The organism is Bradyrhizobium sp. SRS-191 (assembly GCF_024586915.1).
Taxonomy (GTDB): domain Bacteria; phylum Pseudomonadota; class Alphaproteobacteria; order Rhizobiales; family Xanthobacteraceae; genus Bradyrhizobium.
On the sequence record NZ_JANBVS010000005.1, the window covers coordinates 239,667 to 262,678 of the forward strand.

Annotated in this window: 19 protein-coding genes and 1 tRNA gene; 3 read left to right on the forward strand and 17 right to left on the reverse strand. The window is 65.8% G+C overall.

Going from position 1 to position 23,012, the window contains the following annotated elements; all coding sequences use genetic code 11:
• Window positions 1-75 precede the first annotated feature (75 nt).
• Entirely contained in the window at window positions 76-1,716 is a 1,641-nt protein-coding gene (gene groL / locus NLR35_RS11880) for a chaperonin GroEL (RefSeq protein ID WP_257166717.1), read from the forward strand.
• Window positions 1,717-2,058: 342 nt separating this feature from the next.
• Here the strand turns inward: groL and NLR35_RS11885 are convergent, their stop codons facing one another.
• Window positions 2,059-2,901 (reverse strand): LysR family transcriptional regulator, encoded by an 843-nt coding sequence (locus NLR35_RS11885; RefSeq protein WP_257166852.1) that lies wholly within the window; start codon window positions 2,899-2,901, stop codon window positions 2,059-2,061.
• Between the two features lie 139 nt (window positions 2,902-3,040).
• On the opposite strand from NLR35_RS11885, the gene NLR35_RS11890 reads away from it, so the two are divergent.
• Window positions 3,041-3,637: a cysteine hydrolase family protein gene (locus NLR35_RS11890; RefSeq protein ID WP_257166718.1), complete on the forward strand. Its 597-nt coding sequence runs from the start codon at window positions 3,041-3,043 to the stop codon at window positions 3,635-3,637.
• Here the strand turns inward: NLR35_RS11890 and lepB are convergent.
• The 14 genes from lepB to NLR35_RS11960 form a co-directional block, all read right to left on the reverse strand.
• On the reverse strand, window positions 3,634-4,416 hold the full coding sequence (lepB, locus tag NLR35_RS11895) for a signal peptidase I (RefSeq protein ID WP_257166719.1): 783 nt from the start codon (window positions 4,414-4,416) through the stop codon (window positions 3,634-3,636). The two genes, NLR35_RS11890 and lepB, sit on opposite strands and share 4 nt — an antisense overlap.
• Before the next feature lie 72 nt (window positions 4,417-4,488).
• Window positions 4,489-5,832: an RtcB family protein gene (locus NLR35_RS11900; protein ID WP_257166720.1), complete on the reverse strand. Its 1,344-nt coding sequence runs from the start codon at window positions 5,830-5,832 to the stop codon at window positions 4,489-4,491.
• 134 nt (window positions 5,833-5,966) lie between these two features.
• Window positions 5,967-6,551: a 2OG-Fe(II) oxygenase gene (locus NLR35_RS11905; protein ID WP_257166721.1), complete on the reverse strand. Its 585-nt coding sequence runs from the start codon at window positions 6,549-6,551 to the stop codon at window positions 5,967-5,969.
• Between the two features lie 31 nt (window positions 6,552-6,582).
• The gene (locus NLR35_RS11910; RefSeq protein WP_257166722.1) at window positions 6,583-7,155 is read right to left on the reverse strand and encodes a 2OG-Fe(II) oxygenase; all 573 of its coding nucleotides are present in this window, start codon (window positions 7,153-7,155) and stop codon (window positions 6,583-6,585) included.
• 78 nt (window positions 7,156-7,233) lie between these two features.
• Window positions 7,234-8,574 (reverse strand): RtcB family protein, encoded by a 1,341-nt coding sequence (locus tag NLR35_RS11915; protein WP_257166723.1) that lies wholly within the window; start codon window positions 8,572-8,574, stop codon window positions 7,234-7,236.
• Window positions 8,575-8,777: 203 nt separating this feature from the next.
• On the reverse strand, window positions 8,778-8,909 hold the full coding sequence (locus NLR35_RS11920; RefSeq protein WP_257166724.1) for a hypothetical protein: 132 nt from the start codon (window positions 8,907-8,909) through the stop codon (window positions 8,778-8,780).
• 375 nt (window positions 8,910-9,284) lie between these two features.
• Complete coding sequence (locus NLR35_RS11925) at window positions 9,285-10,436, reverse strand: slipin family protein (protein WP_257166725.1); 1,152 nt, start codon at window positions 10,434-10,436, stop codon at window positions 9,285-9,287.
• 371 nt (window positions 10,437-10,807) lie between these two features.
• Window positions 10,808-10,873 (reverse strand) — tRNA-His (locus NLR35_RS11930).
• Between the two features lie 396 nt (window positions 10,874-11,269).
• Window positions 11,270-11,806: an HNH endonuclease gene (locus NLR35_RS11935; protein ID WP_257166726.1), complete on the reverse strand. Its 537-nt coding sequence runs from the start codon at window positions 11,804-11,806 to the stop codon at window positions 11,270-11,272.
• A gap of 30 nt (window positions 11,807-11,836) precedes the next feature.
• Window positions 11,837-12,085, reverse strand: a complete 249-nt coding sequence (locus NLR35_RS11940; protein ID WP_257166727.1) for a hypothetical protein — start codon at window positions 12,083-12,085, stop codon at window positions 11,837-11,839.
• Window positions 12,086-12,521: 436 nt separating this feature from the next.
• Window positions 12,522-14,741, reverse strand: coding sequence for an aldehyde oxidoreductase molybdenum-binding subunit PaoC (gene paoC, locus NLR35_RS11945; protein ID WP_257166728.1), 2,220 nt, complete (start codon window positions 14,739-14,741; stop codon window positions 12,522-12,524).
• A gap of 3 nt (window positions 14,742-14,744) precedes the next feature.
• Window positions 14,745-15,695, reverse strand: coding sequence for a xanthine dehydrogenase family protein subunit M (locus NLR35_RS11950; protein WP_257166729.1), 951 nt, complete (start codon window positions 15,693-15,695; stop codon window positions 14,745-14,747).
• Window positions 15,692-16,312: an aldehyde dehydrogenase iron-sulfur subunit PaoA gene (gene paoA / locus NLR35_RS11955; protein ID WP_257166730.1), complete on the reverse strand. Its 621-nt coding sequence runs from the start codon at window positions 16,310-16,312 to the stop codon at window positions 15,692-15,694. Before paoA ends, NLR35_RS11950 begins: the two co-directional genes overlap by 4 nt.
• 1,155 nt (window positions 16,313-17,467) lie before the next feature.
• On the reverse strand, window positions 17,468-18,652 hold the full coding sequence (locus NLR35_RS11960) for a DUF2778 domain-containing protein (protein WP_257166731.1): 1,185 nt from the start codon (window positions 18,650-18,652) through the stop codon (window positions 17,468-17,470).
• 657 nt (window positions 18,653-19,309) lie between these two features.
• Between NLR35_RS11960 and NLR35_RS11965 the strand changes: the two genes are divergently transcribed.
• Window positions 19,310-20,110 (forward strand): FkbM family methyltransferase, encoded by an 801-nt coding sequence (locus NLR35_RS11965; protein WP_257166732.1) that lies wholly within the window; start codon window positions 19,310-19,312, stop codon window positions 20,108-20,110.
• Window positions 20,111-20,118: 8 nt separating this feature from the next.
• Here the strand turns inward: NLR35_RS11965 and NLR35_RS11970 are convergent, their stop codons facing one another.
• Window positions 20,119-21,636: a glycosyltransferase family 39 protein gene (locus NLR35_RS11970; RefSeq protein WP_257166733.1), complete on the reverse strand. Its 1,518-nt coding sequence runs from the start codon at window positions 21,634-21,636 to the stop codon at window positions 20,119-20,121.
• Window positions 21,633-22,766 carry a glycosyltransferase family 2 protein gene (locus NLR35_RS11975; RefSeq protein ID WP_257166734.1) on the reverse strand — a complete coding sequence of 378 codons (1,134 nt, stop codon included), beginning with the start codon at window positions 22,764-22,766 and terminating at the stop codon, window positions 21,633-21,635. Before NLR35_RS11975 ends, NLR35_RS11970 begins: the two co-directional genes overlap by 4 nt.
• Window positions 22,767-23,012 lie beyond the last annotated feature (246 nt).

Here is a 23,012-nt window from a genome sequence, read left to right on the forward strand (position 1 = left end):
CCGCTCACCCCTGAGGAGCGCCTGCGGGCGCCCGCCTGAGGGTGAGACAGACCATTCAACTCAGGGAAACCCAATATGTCAGCGAAAGACGTAAAGTTCGGCGTCGAAGCCCGCGACCGCATGCTGCGCGGCGTGGACATTCTCGCCAATGCCGTGAAGGTCACGCTCGGTCCGAAGGGCCGCAACGTCGTCCTCGACAAGTCGTTCGGCGCGCCGCGGATCACCAAGGACGGCGTCACCGTCGCCAAGGAGATCGAGCTCGACGACAAGTTCGAGAACATGGGCGCGCAGATGGTGCGCGAGGTCGCCTCGAAGTCCGCTGACGCGGCCGGCGACGGCACCACCACCGCGACCGTGCTGGCCCAGGCCATCGTCCGCGAAGGCGCCAAGGCGGTTGCCGCCGGCATGAACCCGATGGATCTGAAGCGCGGCATCGACCTCGCGGTCGAGGCGGTCGTCGCCGATCTCGTCAAGAACTCCAAGAAGGTCACGTCGAACGACGAGATCGCCCAGGTCGGCACCATCTCCGCCAACGGCGACTCCGAGATCGGCAAGTTCCTCGCCGACGCCATGAAGAAGGTCGGCAACGAGGGCGTGATCACGGTCGAGGAAGCCAAGTCGCTCGAGACCGAGCTCGACGTCGTCGAGGGCATGCAGTTCGATCGCGGCTACATCTCGCCCTACTTCGTCACCAACGCCGACAAGATGCGCGTTGAGATGGACGACGCCTACATCCTCATCAACGAGAAGAAGCTGTCGTCGCTGAACGAGCTGCTGCCGCTGCTCGAGGCCGTGGTGCAGACCGGCAAGCCGCTGGTCATCGTTGCCGAGGACGTCGAGGGCGAGGCGCTGGCCACCCTGGTCGTCAACCGTCTGCGTGGCGGCCTGAAGGTCGCTGCCGTCAAGGCGCCGGGCTTCGGCGACCGCCGCAAGGCCATGCTGCAGGACATCGCGATCCTGACCGGCGGCCAGGCGATCTCGGAAGATCTCGGCATCAAGCTCGAGAACGTCAACCTCTCCATGCTCGGCCGCGCCAAGAAGGTGATGATCGACAAGGAGAACACCACGATCGTCAACGGCGCCGGCAAGAAGGCCGACATCGAGGCGCGCGTGGCGCAGATCAAGGCGCAGATCGAGGAGACCACCTCGGACTACGACCGTGAGAAGCTGCAGGAGCGTCTGGCCAAGCTCGCCGGCGGCGTCGCGGTGATCCGCGTCGGCGGCGCGACCGAGGTCGAGGTCAAGGAGCGCAAGGATCGCGTGGATGACGCGATGCATGCGACCCGCGCGGCTGTCGAGGAAGGCATCCTGCCGGGCGGCGGCGTCGCCCTGCTCCGTGCCTCCGAGCAGCTCAAGGGCGTCCGCGCCAAGAACGAAGACCAGAAGACCGGCATCGAGATCGTCCGCAAGGCGCTCTCCGCCCCGGCCCGCCAGATCGCAATCAACGCAGGCGAGGACGGTTCGGTCATCGTCGGCAAGATCCTCGAGAAGGAGCAGTATGCGTACGGCTTCGACTCGCAGTCGGGCGACTACGTGAACATGGTGTCCAAGGGCATCATCGACCCGACCAAGGTCGTGCGCGCCGCGATCCAGAACGCAGCCTCCGTTGCCGGCCTGCTGATCACCACCGAGGCGATGGTCGCCGAGCTGCCGAAGAAGAACGCCGGCGGCCCCGCGATGCCTCCGGGCGGCGGCATGGGCGGCATGGACTTCTAAGTCCGGCTTCCATCTGATAGTTGCAAAACCCCGGCAGCGATGCCGGGGTTTTCGTTTGTGCAGGGATTCGCCGGCTTGCGCTCAACATGAGCAGTGCGTCGCCCGGATGAGCGCGGCGACATCCGGGGTCTCACGAGCTGTGTCGATGAACTCGCACGTCGCTTCGCTGATCCGGGCTACGGACTTGTGGGGTGGGCACAAAGGCGCATGGCACGCCGCGTGCTCGTGGCACACCGTCGCGCGCCGTGCCCACCGTTGTGCTGCGAGTTCGCTGCCGATGGTGGGCACGGCGCCCCCGCGGTTCTCGCCTGTGGAGACAGCACGGCAGCGCCTTTGCCCACCCTACCGATCCTGAAATCCGCCGTCGACAAAGCAGCCGCGCAGCCAATCGATCACGACGCGGGCGGCCGGATCGCGCTTCAGATGCGGCTGCACAAGCAGCCAGACGTCGCGACGCCTGGGGAGTTGCGTCATTCGTAGCGAAGCATCGCCGAAGAGATCGCGGCAGGCGTGTTCGGGCAGCACAGCGACAGCCTGTCCGCCCCGCAACACCTCCGACATCACCCGCACATTGTCGGTGACGCAGCGCGCGGCGTCGACGAGCTTACGCTGCTTCAGGATCTGCTGCTCGGGGATCTCACCGAGCTCATCGGGATAGCCGCAGACAAAGCTCGGCACCACGCCGGCCGGCTCGATCAGATAGAGCCTGAGACTGCCGAGGCGCGTGATGGTGAAGTCGCCCTTCTCCGGCTTGCGCAGCCGGATCGCGAAATCAGCCTGCCAGCGCGAGAAGCTGACATTGCCGCTCGCGGTCAGAAGCTGCAGTTGGAGTGCCGGATGCGCGGCGAGCAGCTCCGCGATGCGCGGCGCCAGGACGCTCTCGGCGACGGCCGGCGTGGCAGCGATGCGAAAGCGGCCGCTCACGCCGGCCTGCGCGGCGCCGACACGCGCGAGTTCGGCCGCGTGATGCGCCATCGCCTCGACATGCGAGAGCACCGTCTCGCAGGCCGCCGTCGGCCGGCGCACCCCGTCGATCGCCTCGAACAGCCGCACGCCGAGCACGGCCTCGATCCGTGTCAGCCGCCGGCCGACCGTCGTCTCGTCGATCCGCAGCCGCTTTCCGGCCCCGGTATAGCTGCCGGCGTCACGCACGGCGGCGATGATGCGCAGATCGTCCCAGTTCAGATCGCTCGGGCTCATGCCTGCCGCTAGCATGACGCCGCAATGCCTGCAATCCTGCAGCCATCGGCTGCAAATCTCCTGCATTGATGCAGGCGGCTTCCCGGCTAGCATGACCGCGTCATTTCAATCGCAGGACCTCGCCATGACCACGCCCTCGACGCTGCTGCAGCTTGCCGGTGCCGACCTCAGCCTCCCCTCGCTCGCTCAGTCCAGCCTGGTGCTGATCGACATCCAGAATGAGTATCGCAGCGGTCCGCTGGCGCTGCCGAACGTCGAGGCGGCGATCGCGCAGGCCGCCCGCCTGCTGGCCCGCGCGCGCGCCGCCGGCAGCGTCATCATTCACGTCGCCCATCGCGGCAAGGAAGGCAGCCTGTTCGACCGGACCGCGCCGCGCGGCGCGATCGCCGACGCCGTGGCGCCGCTGCCGGGCGAGGCGATCGTCGAAAAGACCCTGCCGAACGCCTTCGCCGGCACCGATCTGCAAGCGCGCCTGACTGCGGCCGGCCACAAGAACATCGTGCTCGCGGGCCTCATGACCCACATGTGCGTGTCGTCGACCGCGCGTGCTGCGCTCGACCTCGGCTGGCGCGTCACCATCGATGCCGAGAGCTGCGCGACGCGCGACCTGCCCGACGGCAAGGGCGGCACATTGCAGGCCGCCATGATCCACGAGGTCGCGCTGGCCGAGCTGTCGGACCGCTTCGCGATCATCGCGCGCGATGGCGCGGCGCTCGTCTAGCGGATCACGCTCCCGATCCGCTTGAAGCGAATGCCGCCGGACTGGTTCTCGTCATCGGCCGCGAGCGAGAAATAGATCATCGCGGCGCGGCCGATGACGTTCTCGACCGGAATGAACCCAATCTGCGACAACGCGCGGCTGTCGGTGGAGTTGTCGCGGTTGTCGCCGAGCATGAAAAGATGCCCCGGCGGAACAACGTAGACGTTGGTGTTGTCGAAATAGCCGTTATCGACGCAATCCAGCGTCTCGTAGCTCCGTCCGTCCGGCAGCGTCTCGCGCCAGCGCTTGACGCGCTCGTCCTCATCGTCGCCGCAGGCCTCGATTCCGATCAGATCCTCCAGCCGCTCGCGCGGCACGGCCGCGCCGTTGATGTGGAGCACCCCGCCCTTCATCTGAATGCGATCGCCGGGCAGGCCGACGACGCGCTTGATGTAGACGGTGGCATTGTCCTTCGGCAGAACGAACGCGACCACGTCGCCCCGTGCCGGCGTCGCTCCCCAGATGCGAGCTGACGGCGGCAAGCCCGTCGGCCAGGGCAACGGCCAGGTGAAACGGCTGTAGCCATAGGAGTATTTGGACACGAAGAAGTCGTCGCCGACCAGGATGGCCGGCTTCATCGAGCCCGACGGCGCATTGAACGGCTGATACAGGAAGTCGCGGATCAGCATCGGCGACGCCAGCAGCAGGCACAACGCCGCGAAACCGGCGATGAAGACGCCAAGAATCGCCCACCACGGCTCGCGCTTCGGCCTGATCTCTCCCGCATCCAAGCTCGTCACGATGTCCCTCATGCGATCGCGCCGCAAGGATGACCGAACCCCGCGCCGCACGCAATGACCTGCGCCCCGTGATCAGCGCTTCCGCCGCCACGGCGCGTCGTCCTCCCAACCGCCGGCCATGATCGAGCCGTAGGGGATCACCTCGTCGATGACCTCGCCGAGTCCGAAGCGTGCGATCTGCGCCCGCACCGAGGCCGCGTTCTTGTAGGCCTGCGGCAGCTCCGACAGATCGGGCTTGCCGCAATAGAACCGCGCATCGATGCCCTCGGGAAGGTTGGGGCGATGTTCACGCAAGAACGCCTTGCGGCCGAGATTGCGGCCGGCGCCATGCGGCGCGAAGCCGAGGGCGTCCTTGTTGTCCCGATGCCTGATGATCAGCACCGGCTCGGCCATGTTGAGCGGCACGATGGTGCGGCCGTCATCATCGGCCGAGAAGCCGGACCAGTTCGGCGTTGCGCCCTTGCCGTGATAGTACAGGCCATCGCTCTTCTGGAAGACGAAATTGTGCTCGTTCCAGAAGCGGTCGGCGACGGCGTTGCCGAGCTTGGCCGCCGTGAGATCGTGGATCGCGTGGTGGTTGGCCCGCGTCCACAATCGCGCCACCTGCAGCGCCTCCCAATAAGCGCGACCGTCGTCGCTCGACGCCTTGATCCAGGCGCTGTGCTCCGGGACCTTCGGCGCGTGGATCGCGGTGTGCTTGCGCGCGGCCGCCATGCCGCGCTTGTAGAGCTGCGCGCCGAAGCCGCGCGAGCCGTGATGCGTCACCAGCGCCGCCTGCCCGGTCGATTTGAGATGGCCGACGAAGGCAAAGTGATTGCCGTCGCCCTGGGTGGCGAAATGGCCCACGGCGAAGCGCTCCAGCCCCTTCAGGAACGGGTTGGTATCGAAGCCCTGCATCACCTCGTCCGGCGGCTGGTGCAGCCGGTCGCGCCCGCCGGGACCGAAATGGGTCACGGCGTGCACGGCATCGAGGATGCGCTTGGGATCGTCCTTGCGTGCGAAGACGGTCACCGCGACCGAACAGCAGATGTCCGACGAATGGAAGCCGGGATGGATGGCGTCCTCGCAGGCCACCACGCCGCCGACCGGAATGGTGCCGAGCGCCGTTCCCGAGGGACAGGCATCGGGCATGACAGCGCCGGCCACGATGGTCGGCACCCGCATCAGCGCATCCATGTGCTGCGCCACCGCCGCGACGTTGGCGCGCTCTAGTTCGTTCTCGGCCTCAATCAGCAGCGCGAACGGCACGCCATTGGTGCGCATCAGCGCCTCCGCCGGCTGCAGCGCCTGCAGCGCGACGAAGATCGCATCGTCATCGGCGCCGTTGGCGCGCATCGCGTTGGCCGTCGCCAGCCCGTCCTTGAACCAGCGGCCCGGCTTGAAGCCCCAGGCGATCAAAGTGTGTCCGTCGATCATGGCAGGTCTCGTGTCCAGTCAGATCCGTTTGTTGCCGCACGCGGCGCCTGCGTTCATCGCCGCAACCCTTGCCTCCCTCTCCGCCGTCATTCCGGGGCACGCGCCCCGGAATGACGTGCGGAGAGCGTGCCGCCTTACGTCATGCGCCGATACATCACGTCCGTGCGCAGCACGTATTTGCGCCCCTTGGTCACCCGATCCCCCCGATGCATGATCGGGTGATAGAACAAGAGCGCCATCCCCTGCACCGGCGTGATCTGGAAGGGATCACCGACGGCAGCTCCTCCGTAGCCATCCCTGAACGACGTCGCCCCGCCTTCGAAGTCGTCATTGAGATAGACCATGAACGTAAAGTAGCTTCGCTCGCCATTCTCGCGTTCGAAGTATCCGTCCAGATGCCAGTCGAATGTCTGCCCGACGTCGTAACGATAGAGGCGCAGCCGCTCGTTCAGTCTGCACGGGGTCCATTTCTTCAGGAAACGCGGCGCCAGATGATCGGACAGCCGATCATAGAGCGCAAGTGCGCGCGCCTGGTCATCGACCATCACGCGCTCGTTGTTGCGGACATCCTTCATCATGACCATCCCGTCCAGCGTCGAGATCGGCGCCTCGGCAAATCCGATGGTCTCGCCGAGCCGGACATAATCGGCGCACTCGTCAGCCGACAGGAAGCCGGAGATCGTGCCGACGTTCTTCGCTCTCCACCTGATCTCGCTCATGTGACACTCCCACTCTCCAGGTCAGTCGTTCCTACGTCGTCCGCTGATACATCACGTCCGTGCGCAGCACGTATTTGCGGCCGTGCGTCACCGGATCACCGCGATGCATGATCGGGTGATGGAACAGCAGCGCCATGCCCTGCTCGGGCGTGATGCGCAGCGGGCCATCCGGCATCAGGCCCGTGTCGTCGCAAAACGAAGTTCCGCCGCCTTCAAAGCCGTCGTTCAGATAGACCATGAACGTCAGCTGGCTGCGCTCGCCATTGTCGCGCTCGAAATGACCGTCGCGATGCCATTCGAACTTCTGGCCGACGTCGTAGCGATACAGCCGCAGCCGCTCGTTCAGCCCGACCGGAGTCCAGCGGTGCTGGAAGGACGGTGCGAGATGATGAGCGAGCCGATCGTACAAGGCTTGCGCACGTTCGGGATCGTCGAGGAGGACGCGATCGTTGTTGCGATAATCCTTGACGCCACGCGGCGCAAACAATGTCGCCTCCTCGAACCCCATCTGCTCACCCAAGCGAATGTAGTCATCGCACTCCGCTACGGAGAGGAAGCCCGAGATCGTCTCGATGTTGTCGGCGTGCCAGCTCAATTCGGTCATGATCCGATCCTCCGGGAGGTGACGGGCCGCTCGTGAGCGGCCCGTGATGTCTCAATGCAGTTTCAAGCGAATGCCCGCTCAATCCTTGAACGGATCGAACTCGCCCTCGCCGGCCATCACCACGGCGAACGGCCGCAAGCTGTGCACGACCTTCACCGAGCCGGCGTGCTCGGCGAGCACCTCGGGCAGACGGCGATAGGCCATCGGGCTCTCGTCGAGGTCGGCGCCGATCAGGGTGACGCCGCGGCTCTGCAGCCATGCGTCCATCTCGACCCGCGTGAAGCGGCGCTTGGCCTCGCGACGGCCGAACAGCCGCCCCGCGCCGTGCACCGTCGAGTACAGCGAGGCCTTGGCCTCCTCCGACTCGACGCCCTCGAGGATGACGGCATCGTCGCCCATCGAGCCGCCGACGAAGCCGCGCTGGCCCGGAAAGGCCGGCGTGGCGCCCTTGCGCACGACCCACAGGTCACGCCCGTCGTGGGTCTCACGCCAGGCGTAGTTGTGATGGTTGTGCACGCTATCGGTGACCGCGCCGCCGATGATCCGGCGCACGCGCTCCACCACCCACTCGCGGCCCGCATAGGCATAGCGCCCGGCGAGCTGCATCGCGGCGATGTAGCGCTGCCCGACCTCCGAGTCCTCGTCGACCACGGCGGGCGGCACGTTCATGCCGTCCTTGCCGCCGGCCGCCTTGAGATAACGCGTCGCCGAGGTATGGCCGAGACCACGGCTGCCGAAATGCACCCCGATCCAGACGAAGCCGTCCTCGTCGCGCATCAGATCGACATAGTGGTTGCCCGACCCCACCGTGCCGAGCTGTCCGACCGCCTTCTGCCGGTACGCGTCCATGTCGGACTCCCGCCACGCGTCGGCGTCATCGAACAGCTCGTGCTCGACACGCTCGGCATTCTTGCGGCCGACGCCGAACGAGATCACCTTCGACACGTCCTTGACGATCGTACCGACCTTGTCGGCGATCGCAGCGAACTGCGTGTCGAGCCGCACCGCCATGTTGCCGCAGCCGATGTCGAAGCCGACACCGGAGATGCTGATCTGCTTCTCATAGGCGATCACGCCGCCGACCGGCTGGGCATAGCCGAGATGGCCGTCGGCGCAGATCACGCCCGCCACGGCGTTGCCCACGCTCATGCAGTTGCGCATCTGCGCGATCGTCGCATCCTCGTGAGTTCCGAACACCTTCAGCGGGCTGTTCTGGTACTGCGCCGCCTGCGGCCGGCTCGCCACGGTGTCGGCCAGCGCCTCCGCTTCGCGCGCGAGCTGCTCCTTGCGAGCGGCGTCGCGGAACGTGCACCACAACGGCATCGAGCGCTGTCCGGGCCGCTCGACCCGCGCATCCGGATCGAGCCCGGATTCGATAGCCAGCTTTCGCGCACGGTCTTTGTAGGGATCGGCTCGCATCGGATCCTCCTCTCTTGCTCGCATGCAGGACACGGAGCAGCCACACGGCGTCTCCATGGTCGACGTTCGCGCGAATGGTCGCGCGAGCGGATGGTGCAGGCCAGGAGGTGGATCTGAGTTGAGGGGCTCTCCGCAACGGGAGCCCGGGCTCGGGAAGATCGTCGCTCTGGCCGGAACGGCAGAGGGACGATCCCGCTGCCGCGTTAGGCTATCAGTCTGGTATTGACGGGTAGCGCGTTGGCTGCGGAGACCGCCGGCACGCGCAGGACGAGCTCACGGCGCCGCGATTGCGGCAGCGCGCTGTCCTTGATGTGGCGTGGCGTCGGATACGACATGGGTCTCTCGCTGCGGATCATCCGCATGTAAGTTGGCGCGTGCAGATACAGGGGGTTTTTGGATTTGTAAAGTGACGGCGCGAGACAATCGCTCGAATTCGTCACGATGCGGCTTAGATCGAACTCATCACTCGGACTCATACTCCCGAGCCGTAGGGTGGGCAAAGGCACAGCCGCTCTCTGTCCACGATCGAGACCGCAAAGGCGCCGTGCCCATCGTCTTGCCGCGCAATCTGCGCCCCGATGGTGGGCACGCGCCGCCGTTGGCGTCGCTTTGCCCACCCTACGCACCTACGCCCTTCGATTCGACCTAATACAAACAAACGAAAGGCCGCCCGTGGGCGGCCTTTCTCATTAGTCGTACGGCTCTGCAGCTCACGCTGCATCCGGCGCCTTCAGCCGCACCAGCCTTGTCAGCAGCGCATCGAGGCCTGCGCCGTCGCCGGCGTGCAGGTCGATGCGGCCGACCTTCTCGACCAGGCGCTCCAGCGACTCCAGCTCCTTGAGCCGCAGCAGCAGCGGGTTCTCCTCCATCAACTTCGCGGTGTTCAGGAGCGAGCGCGTCGCCGCGGTCTCCTCCTGGCGACGGATCAGGTTGGCCTTGGCCAGCCGCTCCGCCTCCACCACCTTGTTGACGAGCTCGCGGATCTCGCCGGGCAGGATCACGTCCTTCACGCCGAGCTCCGTCACCTCCACGCCCGATCCGTCGAGCCGCGCGCGCACGTAGTCGCGCAGCTCGGCATCGAGCGACGCCTTCGCCGCCAGCACCTCGTCGAGCGTGCGTGACGCCACCGCCTCACGGATCGCAAACTGCACCAACCGATACAGCCACGCGTCCACGTCGGGTGTGGTCGCCACCACAGCCTCCGCATCGACGATCCGCCGGAACGCCGTCAAGGTCACCCGCAGCGCGATGCGATCCTTGGTCAGCATCTCCTGCGCGGTGATCTCGAGCGCCGTCGGCCGGAGGTCGAGGCGCTTGACCTCGATCTTGCGACCGACCGCCCAGAAGGCGTGCCGGCCGGGCACGAGCCGCTCCGCCAGCTTACCGTCGACGTGCAGCAGACCGGCCTCGTGGTTCTCGACCACGACCTCGGTCACGATGCCCGGCCGGTTGCGCTCGATCATCGCCAGATGCCGCGCGCTCACGCGCACGTCGTCGGTGATGTCGATCCGCTCGACCTCGATCGCTGTGGCAACCTTCCAGTAGACGCGGCTCTGCCAGGGCGTGAGCAGATGCGTCGGACGGCCATCGAGGCTGACGATCGCGATCTCGTTGGCGCCGGTCTCCACCGCCTCGAACAGCTCGGCGGCGAGATCGGGCCGCGCCGCCTTCAGCACGGCGTAACGGTCGGCCGGGTATTCGGCCTTCACCACGTCGAACAGCTGCACCGTCAGCCGGTGCAACGGATCGAGCAGCGCATGACGGCCAGGGCCGAGCGCGCGCACGAGCCGGCCATCACGCCAGACCAGCGCCCGCTCCCCATCCGCAACCGTCACGGTCTTCGTCATGACATGCCAGCTCATGGCATTCTCCTTCCTGCAAGGCCCCGCCTCGTGCCGGGCCCTGCGCCGTTGGCTGCCGGCCTGCACCGGCAGCGATCTGAAATTCAAAGGACGTGAGGACCGGACGGCGCTTCCTGCGTGAACCGAGCGGGCCGTGGCTTGAGCGTCGGATGACGGCGGGCGCACGCGCGCGCGACCCCGCTTGCGCGGGAGACGTCGCTGCGCAGCCTTCCCAGCCTCACCCGGCGCGGTATCCACCGCGGCACAGAGCCGGTCCTGCAGTGTCCTGATCTGGTCGAACTGCCCTTTCGGGCACAACGGCCGGACCGCGACTGAAGCGCGCGCCCGGTCCTCGTCAGAGGCACATAGCTTTGCTAGCTATTCCGAAGCGCTGGAGCGGGAGTCGAACCCGCGACACGATGATTCATGGTCATCTGCTCTAACCAACTGAGCTATCCTTTGTGTGTCGATCGGATTCGAACCGATCCCCTCGGGCCCTCACCCGATGCTCACCATGAGCTTCGACGCGCATCCTCACTTCAGCGGAATACGCCACCGGAGACCGGCGCGCACCAGTCGGGATCTCAACGAGCCCGAACCCGCGGCCAAAGCGAAGGGTCGTCTACGTAGATCAACTCATACACCGACGCAAGTGTTAGTTCGTAGCTACGTTGATTATTCCAACTCGTTTGATCATGACGGTCACAACTGACTCCACCTCGTCATTCCGAGGCGCGCGCAGCGCGGGCCAGGAATGACGGTTGGATCGATACAGCACGCAGGCCTCAGAGACTTCGACTCACGCCGGCGCCCAACAGGCGCCGGCGTGAGATCTCCCGGCTAGGCGGCCCTCATCACCGCTCCAACTCCACATCCCAGTAAAGATAATCCTGCCACGTTTCGTGCAGGAATCTCGGCGGGAACAGGCGTTGCGCGGCCATCAGTTCGTGCCGCGTGGGCTCGAACGGCGGCCGCAGCGGCCTGAGGTAGCGCCGGTCCTTGCGCGCGTTGCAGGGACTGCAGGCCGCGACGATGTTGATCCACGACGTCTCGCCGCCATCGGCTCGCGGCACGACATGATCGAATGTCAGCTCGCCATGCAGATAGCGGCCGCCGCAATACTGACACGTGAAGCGATCGCGCAGGAACACGTTGAAGCGCGTGAACGGCACGCGCATCGCAGGCCTGACGTAGTCGCGCAACGCGATCACCGACGGCAGCCGCATCGTGACGCTCGGGCTGCGGACAACCCGATCGTACTCCGCGACGACGACATGAGAGCCGCTGACCACGGCCCGGATCGCATCCTCCCAGCTGACCACGGACAGCGGGAAATAGCTCAACGGCTGGAAGTCGGCGTTGAGAACCAGCGCGGGATTTGTTGCTGACATCACTGGCCTCCTTTCTCGACACTGGCCGGCTCATTGATGCTGATGTCCTGCGGGACAGCCGATGTCGCTTCGCGCGTCCACAGCCGAACCACCATCAATGTAATTGAGATAAATCTGCTGCGCGGCCGCCTCGCTGACGCCGCGGCACGTCCTGACGATGCGCACGAAGGCAAGCGCCACCGGCGAGGACAGGGCTCGCACGTGGTCACAAATCTCGGGATCTTGTCTCGAGTCTTGCTTCGAGTCTTGCTTGGAATCTTGGCTCGTCATGCGGGTCATCGGACCCTCCGCTCGATGTGCGGAGGGTGGGATCCCGCCGCGGACTACATTTTTGCTGGAATTTGAAGTCCCGGTCCGGCCGGGAACAGTGCGAGAGTGTCACGACCCTGACAGGCGACGCCCATGCCAAAAGACATGCCGAACCAGCCGCGCGACCAGGTGAATGGCCGTTCGTTGGCGGGGGCGTTCGCGAGATGTGAGCTTAGGCTCAACACGGTCGTGGTCCTCAAGGGAGCGCCTGACAGCGGCGGTCCGTTTTCGATGGGGCAGAGCTATGCGCAGATTTCGACGTATCCGTCAAGGCTATCGGGCTCAGGCGAGACGACCGCCGTTGCGAGCGGAGATTGTTGGGGTCCGTCGTAGTACCGCTGCCACACCTTGCTGATGAGTTCTCCGGCGCCGTCTCGCGCGCGATCACGACGACGCAGGTCTCTCATCAGGCCACCTCGGGCAGCCCGCCGATCAGCTTGTCGAGCGTGACCGGATAGTTTCTCACGCGAATGCCGGTCGCGTTGTAGACGGCGTTGGCCACGGCTGCACCGACACCGCAGATGCCGAGCTCCGCCACGCCCTTCGCTTTCATCGGCGAGGACATCGGATCGGTCTCATCGAGGAAGATGACATCCTGGTGCGGAATGTCGGCATGGACAGGGACTTCGTAGCTGGCGAGATCATGATTGACGAAGAAGCCGTAGCGGCGGTCGACCGCGAGCTCCTCCATCAGCGCAGCGCCAACCCCCATCGTCATGGCGCCGATCACCTGGCTGCGTGCCGTCTTCGGATTGAGAATGCGCCCGGCGGCGCAGACGGCCAGCATACGTCGCACCCGGACCTCGGCCGTCGCCGCATCGACCGCAACCTCGACGAAATGGGCCGCGAACGTCGACTGCTGATGCGTCTTGGCGAGATCGCCGTATTCAATCGCATCCTCAGCCACGAGGCCGCCAGCAGCGGCCGCCTGGATCAGCGGAGCACTGCGGTTGCCGGCGCGGACCTCGCCGTCGGCGAACACGATCTCCGATGAGTTGAAGCCCAGTCGTGCCGCCGCCGCCTCGCGCAACTTGATGCAGGCGGCATAGACGCCGGCCGTCGAGTTGTTGCCGCCCCACTGCCCGCCCGAACCCGCGGACGCCGGGAAGTCGGAATCGCCAAGCTTCACCACCACCCGCTCGACCGGCACGCCCATCATCTCCGCTGCCGTCTGGGCAATGATGGTATAGCTGCCGGTACCGATATCGGTCATGTCCGTCTCGACCGTCACGATGCCGTCGGGCCCGAGCCGCACGCGGGCCGCTGACTTCTGGAGCAAATTGTTGCGGAATCCGGCCGCCATGCCCATGCCGACCAGCCATCGCCCGTCGCGGACCTGCGCAGGCCGCGCGACCCGCCTGCTCCAACCGAAGCGCTCCGCGCCGAGTTGCAGGCAGCCGATGAGGTTGCGATGTGAGAACGGCCGCTCCGCATTCTGCGGATCGACCTGGGTGTCGTTGCGGATGCGGAATACGACCGGGTCGAGGCCGAGCTTCTCGGCGGCCTCATCCATCGCGATTTCCAGCGCCATCATGCCCGGCGCCTCGCCGGGCGCACGCATGGCGTTGCCCTCGGGAAGATCGAGCTCGGCGAGCTTCATCGCGGTCATCCGGTTGGCGCCCGCGTACAGCAGCTTGGTCTGGTCGACCGCCGTTTCGGGCCGCCCGCCGGGGAGATTGCCGGACGTGCTCTCATGCGCGATCGCGGTGATCTTGCCGTCAGCCGTCGCGCCGATCCGGATCCGCTGGATGGTTGCGGGACGGTGCGTCGTGTTGTTGATCACCAGCGGCCGCGCCAGCGCGACCTTCACCGGTCGCTTCGCGGCGCGCGCGCCGAGTGCGGCAAGCACGGCATCGGCGCGAATGAACAGCTTGCCACCGAAGCCGCCGCCGATATAGGGCGAGTCCAGCCGCACATTCTCGGGCCGCAGACCGAAAATCTTGGCGATGCTGCCCTTCCCCCAATTGATCATCTGGTTCGAGGTCCAGATCGTCAGCCTGTCGCCGTCCCAGGCCGCGATGCTGGCATGCGGCTCCATCATCGCGTGGCTCTCGTCGGGCGTCGTGTAGATCGCATCGAGCTTGACCGGTGCAGCCGCGAACGCGCCGTCGAAGTCGCCGACACCGTTCACGGGTTTCGCGCCACTGCCCTCGCCGCTGTCACCACCGGCCGGTGGCGCGTTGCCGGCAGCGGCGCCGAGATCGAATCTGCCTTCCTGCTTTTGATAGTCGACCTCGATCAGCGCCGCGGCCGCGCGCGCCTGCTCGAAACTCTCGGCCACCACCAACGCGATCGCCTGGTGATAGTGCTGGATCTCGGGCCCGCCGAACAGCGATGCCGTGTTCATCCGCCCGAGCTCGAGCCGATCCATGTCGAGCGTGCTGACGATGGCGATCACGCCGGGCGCCGCCTTGGCACGTGTCAGATCCATCGCCCTGACCCTTCCCTTGGCGATGCCGGCGCCGAGCACGTAGCCGTAGGCCTGGTTGGGGGCCACGTCGTGACGCTCATAGGCATAGGGCGCGGTCCCCGAGACCTTGAAGCGGCCGTCGATGCGATCGGTGGGCTGCCCCACGACCTTCCGCTCATCGATCGGATTTGTCGTCGCGGGCGTGTCGAATTTCATGGTTCAGCCTCGTGCTTCGGCAAGAACCGCACCGAGGGTGCGCTCGGCCAGGCGGATCTTGAAGCTATTGTCATTGGTCGGCCTTGCATCGGCCAGCAGCCGCGCCATGACCGGCTTTGCGCCCCTGCTCAGCTGCGCATCGGCCTCCGCGATGCGCCACGGCATGTGCGCAACCCCACCCAGCGCCACGCGACCGGTGCCGTCGGAATGAACCACCGCGGCAACAGACACGAGAGCGAAGGCGTAGGACGCGCGATCGCGCACCTTGCGATAGATCTGCGCTCCGCCGATCGGCTTGGGCAATGTCACGGCCGTGATCAGCTCGTCGCCGGCGAGGTTGGTGTCGAGATGCGGCGTTGTGCCCGGCGCGCGGTAGAACTCCGCGATGGGGATGCGCCGTGTCGTTCCATCGGGCCTGACCGTTTCGATCTCGGCATCGAGCGCACGCATGGCAACCGCCATGTCGCTCGGATGTGTGGCGATGCAGGCCTCGCTCGTACCGACCACCGCGAGCTGGCGGGTGTAGCCCCCGATCGCTGCGCAGCCGCTGCCCGGTCTTCGCTTGTTGCAGGGCATGTTGGTGTCATAGAAATAAGGGCAACGCGTGCGCTGGAGCAGATTGCCGGCGGTCGTCGCCTTGTTCCGGAGCTGTCCGGAGGCGCCTGCAACGAGCGCACGCGCCAGAAGGCCGTAGTCACGCCGAATGCGCTCATGCGCGGCAAGATCGGTGTTGCGCACGAGCGCGCCGATCCGCACCCCACCGTCGCCGGTGTCTTCGATCTTGTCGAGCGCCAAGCCATTGACGTCGATCAGATGCGTCGGCGCTTCGATCTGCAGCTTCATGAGGTCGAGAAGATTGGTCCCGCCTGCGATGAACTTGGCGCCCGGCGTTGCCGCGACAGCGGCGGCGGCCTTGGCCGGCGACTCCGCGCGCTGATAGGTGAACGGCTTCATGCCTTGTTCTCCGCGACTTCGAGGATGGCCTCGGCGATGTTGGAATAGGCGCCGCAGCGGCAGATGTTGCCGCTCATGCGCTCGCGCAGCTCGTCCCTGGTGAGTTGCGGCGGCTCCGTCAGGCTGGCCGAAACATGGCTTGGGATGCCGGCCTTGATCTCGTCGAGCACGGCGACCGCCGAGCAGATTTGCCCCGGCGTGCAATAGCCGCATTGGAAACCGTCATGCTTGACGAAGGCCGTCTGCATCGGCGCGAGATGATCGGGCGAGCCGATCCCCTCGATGGTCGTGATCGCATCGCCCTCATGCATGACCGCAAGCGTCAGGCAGGAATTGATGCGACGGCCGTCGACATGCACGGTACAGGCGCCGCACTGACCGTGGTCGCACCCCTTCTTGGTTCCGGTCAGCTTGAGATGTTCGCGCAGGACGTCAAGCAGGGTGGTACGGGTGTCGACCTCGAGTTCCCTGACGCTGCCATTGACGGCGAAGGAGACTTTTGTCGTCGCAGGCGGCACCGCTGCCACGGGCTCTGCTGCAAAGGCGCCGGGCGAGAACGGTAACGCCATTCCTGCGACCGATACGGCACCGCCGACCATCAGGTCGCGCCGATTCATTCTGAAGGGGGAATTGTCCATCACGGTTTTCGATCCTCGAGTCGCAGATGCAAACGCGCCCCGGACAGATCGGTTTCGTGGTCGCGCCGACGTGTCTCAGCGAAAGATGCGGCAGACGGCGCAACCTCCGATCGCGCCTGTTCCCGCGCTGCCTTGATGCCCCGCAGCCTCTGCCCGTCGGGCAAATCAGTTGTGCAATCCGGCCAACACGCAGCGCGCGCTGCGCCCGAGCCTGCGTGCAAACCTCCGGTGCGGAAAGCCTGTTTTCACGAATGTCGTCAGAGCGATCGCGCCGATCAGCCGCGGGCCGCCAAATCTTCCGTTTCCAAAAATCGGAAATCGTGTAATCTGGGCCGGTCCCGTCCTCATGAGAGGGGCGACTCGCGATCGTCACGAACGTAGAGGGCGGGATGCGGTGGGCGTATCGCCTCGCAGCGTGACCTCGGTCATGCCGACGAACGAGACGGTGCGCACGGCGAAGTCGTGATGTCCTGACACCCCGAAGCTGGTGTCAAGGTCGAGGGCCCGACATGCCCCGGCCGATGGTGGCCAGACAGCCGGCGCACCAGGGAGACCACGTATAAGCCGTAAGGCCATCGCGCGGGGAATGCCGGATGATGCGGCTGAACCTGTGGTGACTGCCGCCTGCTTTTCTTGTTGCAGGCGGGCCATGGGTGAGGCCCTCACCCGGCATTCCCCGCGCCCTCTCACGATTTTCGAGGGCGATGTTACGAGCATAACCCGGGCGTCATCCGCCGCGGGAATGCGATGTCGTGCCCAGAGCCGTTTGAGGCGTGTTTCCGTATGTTCTTCTGCTTCCGCTCAATCGCATTAAGCGGCCGCGCGGTCTGATGCCGCCCCCGAGTCCACGCCAGATGTCGTGGGATCGTGACGACGCGGCACTCAAGAAGCAGGCCGTAGTAGATCGGACGAATAGACGCGCTGCGCGTGAATGCGCCCTCTCCCGCAAGGGGAGAGGGCGCATTCACGCGCAGCAGAGCGCTTGCCGATATAGCGCTCTCGCGTCAGCAGAGCAGCACGTGATGTCGAGAGATGGTGGGCACGGCGTCAACTAACAGTGTCAGCGGGGCACGAGCCGTGCCGCGCCGTTGCCTACCCTACGGGACCGCGGACAACAGCGGCCCCCTGCCCGGCTCAGTCGATGCGGGCGAGCACGGCGAGCTTGCGGATGCCCTTGTTCTTGTAGGCATCGAGGAACGCGTAGTAGTCGCGGAACGATACGCAGCCGTTGGAGTCGCCGTTCGGTCCGAGCATGAAGGTGTGCGCCAGCAGGCCGTTGCGGCCGTGGATGGCATCCTCGCCGCCGATCGGGTTCAGACGCAACGCCGGCACGCCGTGGAACAGCGCCTCGCGCGGCTTCAGCTCGTAGATGTGAGGCGGGGTGACGCCGCGCATCTTGATCTTCTCCGAGCTCGGCTTGTCGAGATTGTCACCGAGGCCGGAATGCGCCTCGAGCTTGGTGCCGTCAGGCAGGTACACCGCCTTGGCCGAGATGTCGTAGACCGCGGTGCTCATATCGTAAGGCGGCCGCCCACCGCGGGTCGGATCCTTGGTGATCGACGCCGTGATGTTGGAGTCGGCCGACGCATAGGCCAGCAATCCGCCATCCTGGTTCTCGGGCTTGCCCCAGAGCTTTTCCTGGATCGAGTGACGCTCGCCGGCGATCGACATCACCGCGGCCTTGGCGCGCTCGGTCATCGCGCGCAGCGAGAAGCCGCCGCTCTTGGTGTTGGCGTCGGCAGCCTGCGCCGGCGCGTCAACCTGCGGCTTTGCCGGCTGCTTGGGATTGGGATTGGCGAGCGCCAGCTGCATCGGCGGCCGGACGTCCTTCTTGGGCGCGTCGGCGACCTTGGCGGTCTCGGCCGGCTTGATTTCAATCGGCTTGGCCTCGGCCAGCTTCAGGTCGGGCAGCTTGGGGGCGGCGTCGGCGAGCCGAGGCAGCGGCGGCGCGCCGGCGGACGCGTTGGAGGCGACGCCCTGCGGCACGGCCGCGCCGAAGCGGTCGTTGAACATCTGCGGCGTGATGGCGGCGACCGTGGTCGTGGCCGGCATTTCCGGGAAGGCCGAGAACGCATCGCCCACGGCATCGGCAGCGCTGCGCGTTGCGATCCGCGGCGCCGGGCGCACGACGGGCTCGTCCTGCTCGATGCTTCCCAGGGTGGGATAGGCATCGGCCGCGATGATCTTGGTATAGACCGTCACCGCGCAGCCGCCGATCAGGCAGGCGACTGCCGCGCCACCGATCAATTTGTGAGAGAAAGCGACCAGGGAGGACTTCCTGCGGTTTCGTGCGGCCAACGCAGCTCGACTTTTACTCATTCACTCACGCCCGAACGAATACTCGAAAACTCTCGCGCGATGCGCCACGGACACCCGTCTTGCATCTCGCAGAAGCACCAAGCTTCATTAAGGCGACTTTTAGTTAAATGCTGATTAAGTTTTGGCGGATTAAGGGCGGGTTAACCATGAAGGTCTGTTTCGCCGTCAAAGAGGGCGGAAACAGGGCAAAAATGCAGACCCCGGCAATATTGCCGCACCGGGCGATTCCGGGGAGGCAGCATTCGACCGTCCCGGAAATCCGTAAAACAGCGCAGACCGCGTTAACGATTGGGCTCGAGCGGAGAGGTGCGGTCGATGATCTCTCGTTGCGAAGCATTGGCAAGGTCAACCGCGCAGTTTTCGCTGGTCAAAGGGCCGTGCCCGCGCACGGGCCCGGCGATCTCTGCGATGCCGGTCCAAGTATTGGTCGCGTCAAAACACGCCGAGATCGCCGACATCGGTCTACACACGGATCGGGCTCGCGGCCGGTCCGGGCCCGACAGCACAGCCGGCTGCGTTGCCAACCCATCCGTAGCATTCCGGATTGTGCGGCGCTCGGCCATGAGCGGCAGTATGGTAGCGAACGATTCTCCGCATCACCCCGTCCGCACATCGTATCGCGTCCACTCCCTGCCGCAGACGAGACCAGAGGACTCCATGCAGATCCCCGACCGGAAGCTGGCCTTCGTTCTGGCCGCGAGCAATCACGGGACGATGATCGTCAACCGGCTCGACTATCGGATGGTCGACGCCAACCGCGGCTATGGTGTCGGCTACCAGATCCTCCAGACCGGAGCGTTCGATCCGGCCGAGGTGAGCCTCGCCGTTCGCCTGCTCCACGTGCGCCGCAAGCATCATGGCGACGGCGCCGTGGCGATCGACTGCGGCGCCAATATCGGCGTCCACACGATCGAATGGGCGAAGGCGATGAACGGCTGGGGGTCCGTGCTGTCGATCGAAGCGCAGGAGCGGATCTACTACGCGCTCGCCGGCAACATCGCGATCAACAACTGCTTCAACGCGATCGCCATCCATGCCGCAGTGTCCTCGGAGAGCGGCGTGCTCAACATCCCGAGCCCGAACTATCTGACGCCGTCGAGCTTCGGCAGCCTCGAGCTGCGCCAGCGGCCGAATACCGAGTTCATCGGCCAGGCCATCGACTACGCCAACGACACCGTCGAGGTGCGCAAGCTGCCGCTGGACGATTTCAACCTGCCGCGCTGCGATCTGATCAAGCTCGACGTCGAGGGCATGGAGATCGAGGCGCTGGAAGGAGCCGCGGCGACGATCGAACGCTGCACGCCGATTATGATGATCGAGAAGATCAAGACCGATGCAAACCAGTTGCGGCAATGGCTCGAACGCCGCGGCTACAAGACCGTCGACGCGGACATCAACATGGTCGCGATCCACAGCCGGGACAAGGCGCTCGCGGACATCATTCCGCGGCAGGGCTGACGCGGACCTCAGCGCTGCAGCTCAGGCGGCGGGCTGCGATCGAGGATCTCGCCTTTGGGCTCGCTGAGCGCGTAGAAGGCGTAGGTCTCGATGGTCAGCGGCCCGCGCATCCGCGGGGCCTCGCCGATCTTCTCGACGCGGCCGAACGTGCTCGTGACATAGAACCGCGAGGCGATCTGCGCCTCGTCCACCAAAAGCTGCGTGCCCGCGAGCATCGCCGGATCAGGCTCCGGGAAGTTGACCCAGCGGATGCGCTGGATCGGCTGCAGCACGCATGTCCCCTGCGGCAGATAGAACGACAGCCACGCGGTGGTGCCGTAATCCATCGCGAGCACGCAAGCGGTGCCGGCACGGACCCGCGCCTTCTCGACCTCAGCGGCGAGCGGCCGCCAGCCGACGCCGACGCTGCGCACGGTGGCGTCGCGCTTATAGCCGGAGAGAAGACCCGTATTGGCCTGCACGATCAGGGCGACGAACATCACGACGCCGGCGGGCAGCGCCCAGCGCAGGCAGAAGGCCGCCGTGCGCTGCTCGCGCGGCCCCCATGCGACGAGATGGGCGGCTGCCGCTGCGGCCACCACGAAGGCCGGATAGATCGGCGCGAACCAGTTGGCCTCGACGCGGGCATGCAACGAATGCCAGGCGAAATAGGCGACGATGACCCAGACCGTCGCCTCGATCAGCACGCGCCCCGCCGCATCCCCTGCCCGGCGCCGTGCCAGTCCATAGAGACCCATCACGCCGAGAATGAAGACCAGCGGCGTCGCGAAGGCGAACTGCGTCGGGATGATCTCGGCGATGTAGACCGGACGAACCTCTTCCACCCTGGCGCGGCCGAGCTGCTTGATGAGCGACACCCATTGGTGGTCGGCATTCCACAGGATGACCGGCGAGAAGATCGCGAACGCGACGACGCCGCCGAGATAGGGCCAGAGCGAGGCCAGCCAGGGCCGCATCTTCGGCACGGCGACGAGCCAGATCAGGATCGCAGCGCCGAAGAACAGTGCGGTGTATTTCGACAGCAGCGCCGTACCGACGGCTGCGCCCACGGCGAGCCACCAGGCGCCCCTGCCCGTCTCCAGCACCTTGGCGCAGAAGAACAGCACGAAGCTGGAAGCAACAAGCAGCGGCGCATCGGGAGTGACGATCAAGGTGCCGACCGCGGCCATCAGCGTCACGTTGAGCAGCAGCGCCGCGGTCGCGGCGACGCGCACGCTGCCGAACAGGATCTCTGCGGTGCGGTACACCGCGTAGCTCATGGGAAGGCCGAGCAGGATGGAGACGCAGCGCACGCCGAATTCGCTGTCGCCGCCGATCAGCGTGCCCAGGCGGATCACCACCGCAACCATTGGCGGATGGTCGTAGTAGCCGCCCGCGAGATGCTTCGACCACATCCAGTAATAGGCTTCGTCGAAGGTGATCGGTGTGACTGCGGCGGCAACCAGCCTGAGCAAGACGAGGCCCGCGATGATCAGCCAGACGTTGCGCGCCAGCCTGGTGTCGTCGGCCTCTGCCGCAGAGGTCATCGCTTGCGCCAGACGAACAATCCGGAGATCGCGTAATTCCAGACCACGCCCATCAGCGCACCGGCCGCACCCGCCAGCCACCAGATCGGCTCCTGGTCATAGACCGAGAACGCGACGCCGACATTGGCGAGCAGGCCGACCGAGCAGACCAGATAGAACAGGAGCAGGCCGCGCAGGATGGCGAAGCCCTTCAGACGCTGGTCCCGATAGGTGAGGAAGTTGTTGAGGATGAAGTTCGAGGTCATCGCCACGAAGGCGCCCAGCGCCTGCGCCTCGGCGAACGGCAGATCGAACAGATTGAGACCGAGAAAGAGCGTCGCCAGATGCACGACCAAGCCAGTGCCGCCGACCATCGCGAACAAGAGGAAGCGCAGCGACACCACGTCGTTGGTCATCTTGGCCAGCACGAGGCCGAGGAAGTCGAGCGCGACCATCGAGTCGAGCTTGCTCTCGCCGTGCAGGCGCGAGCCGAACGTATAGGGCACCTCGACGGTCTTCAGCCCGCCCTCGGCGCTGGCGATGATGTCGAGCAGGATCTTGAAGCCCTGCGTCGACAGATCAGGCGCGATCTGCTCGAAGCGGTCGCGGCGGATCATGAAGAAGCCGCTCATAGGGTCGTTGACCTCGACCTTGAGCGCGCGGCGCGCGATCTCGGTGGCGAAGGCGCTGGCTCCGGCCCGCTTGCTGTCGAAGCTCGCCGCGCTGCCGCCCTCGATGTAGCGGCTGCCGACGACGAGCTCGGCCGCGCCGCTCTGCAGCAGCGACAGCATCTTCGGCAGCTGAGTCTCGTCATGCTGCAGATCGGCGTCGATCACGGCGGCATAAGGCGCGCTGGCGGCGAGGATGCCCTCGATGCAGGCGCCGGACAGGCCGCGGCGGCCGATGCGGCGGATACAGCGGACGCGGTTGTCGTTGCGCGACAATTCGCGCACCACCTGCCAGGTGCCATCAGGCGAGTTGTCGTCGACGAAAACGACCTCCCACGGCACGTCCTTGAACGCCGCCTCCAGCCGCCGGTACAGCGTGGTGACATTGTCGCGCTCGTTGAAGGTCGGCACGACGACCGAAACGATCGGAATATCAGCGGTTTGCGGCAGCACTGGCGAGGCCGTCCGGGTGGCTTGGTTCATGGTGCGGATGCGTATATCTGCCGCATCCCGCACTGCCAAGCGCGGCGGCCGGCCGGAGGTGCAAAAAGGCCGGCGGGTGGTGCCGCCTTGCACCGCCACAGTTAAGGAGGCCCTGAAAACGCCAACGACCACAAACAAAGGGTGCGCGTACATCCGGCGCAGCCGCTCTGCCGTGGTCGTCTCGGTGCCGGAGCCGCTACAGCTCGACGTCACCGTCCCTACCCAGATGGGGTGGCTCCCAGATAA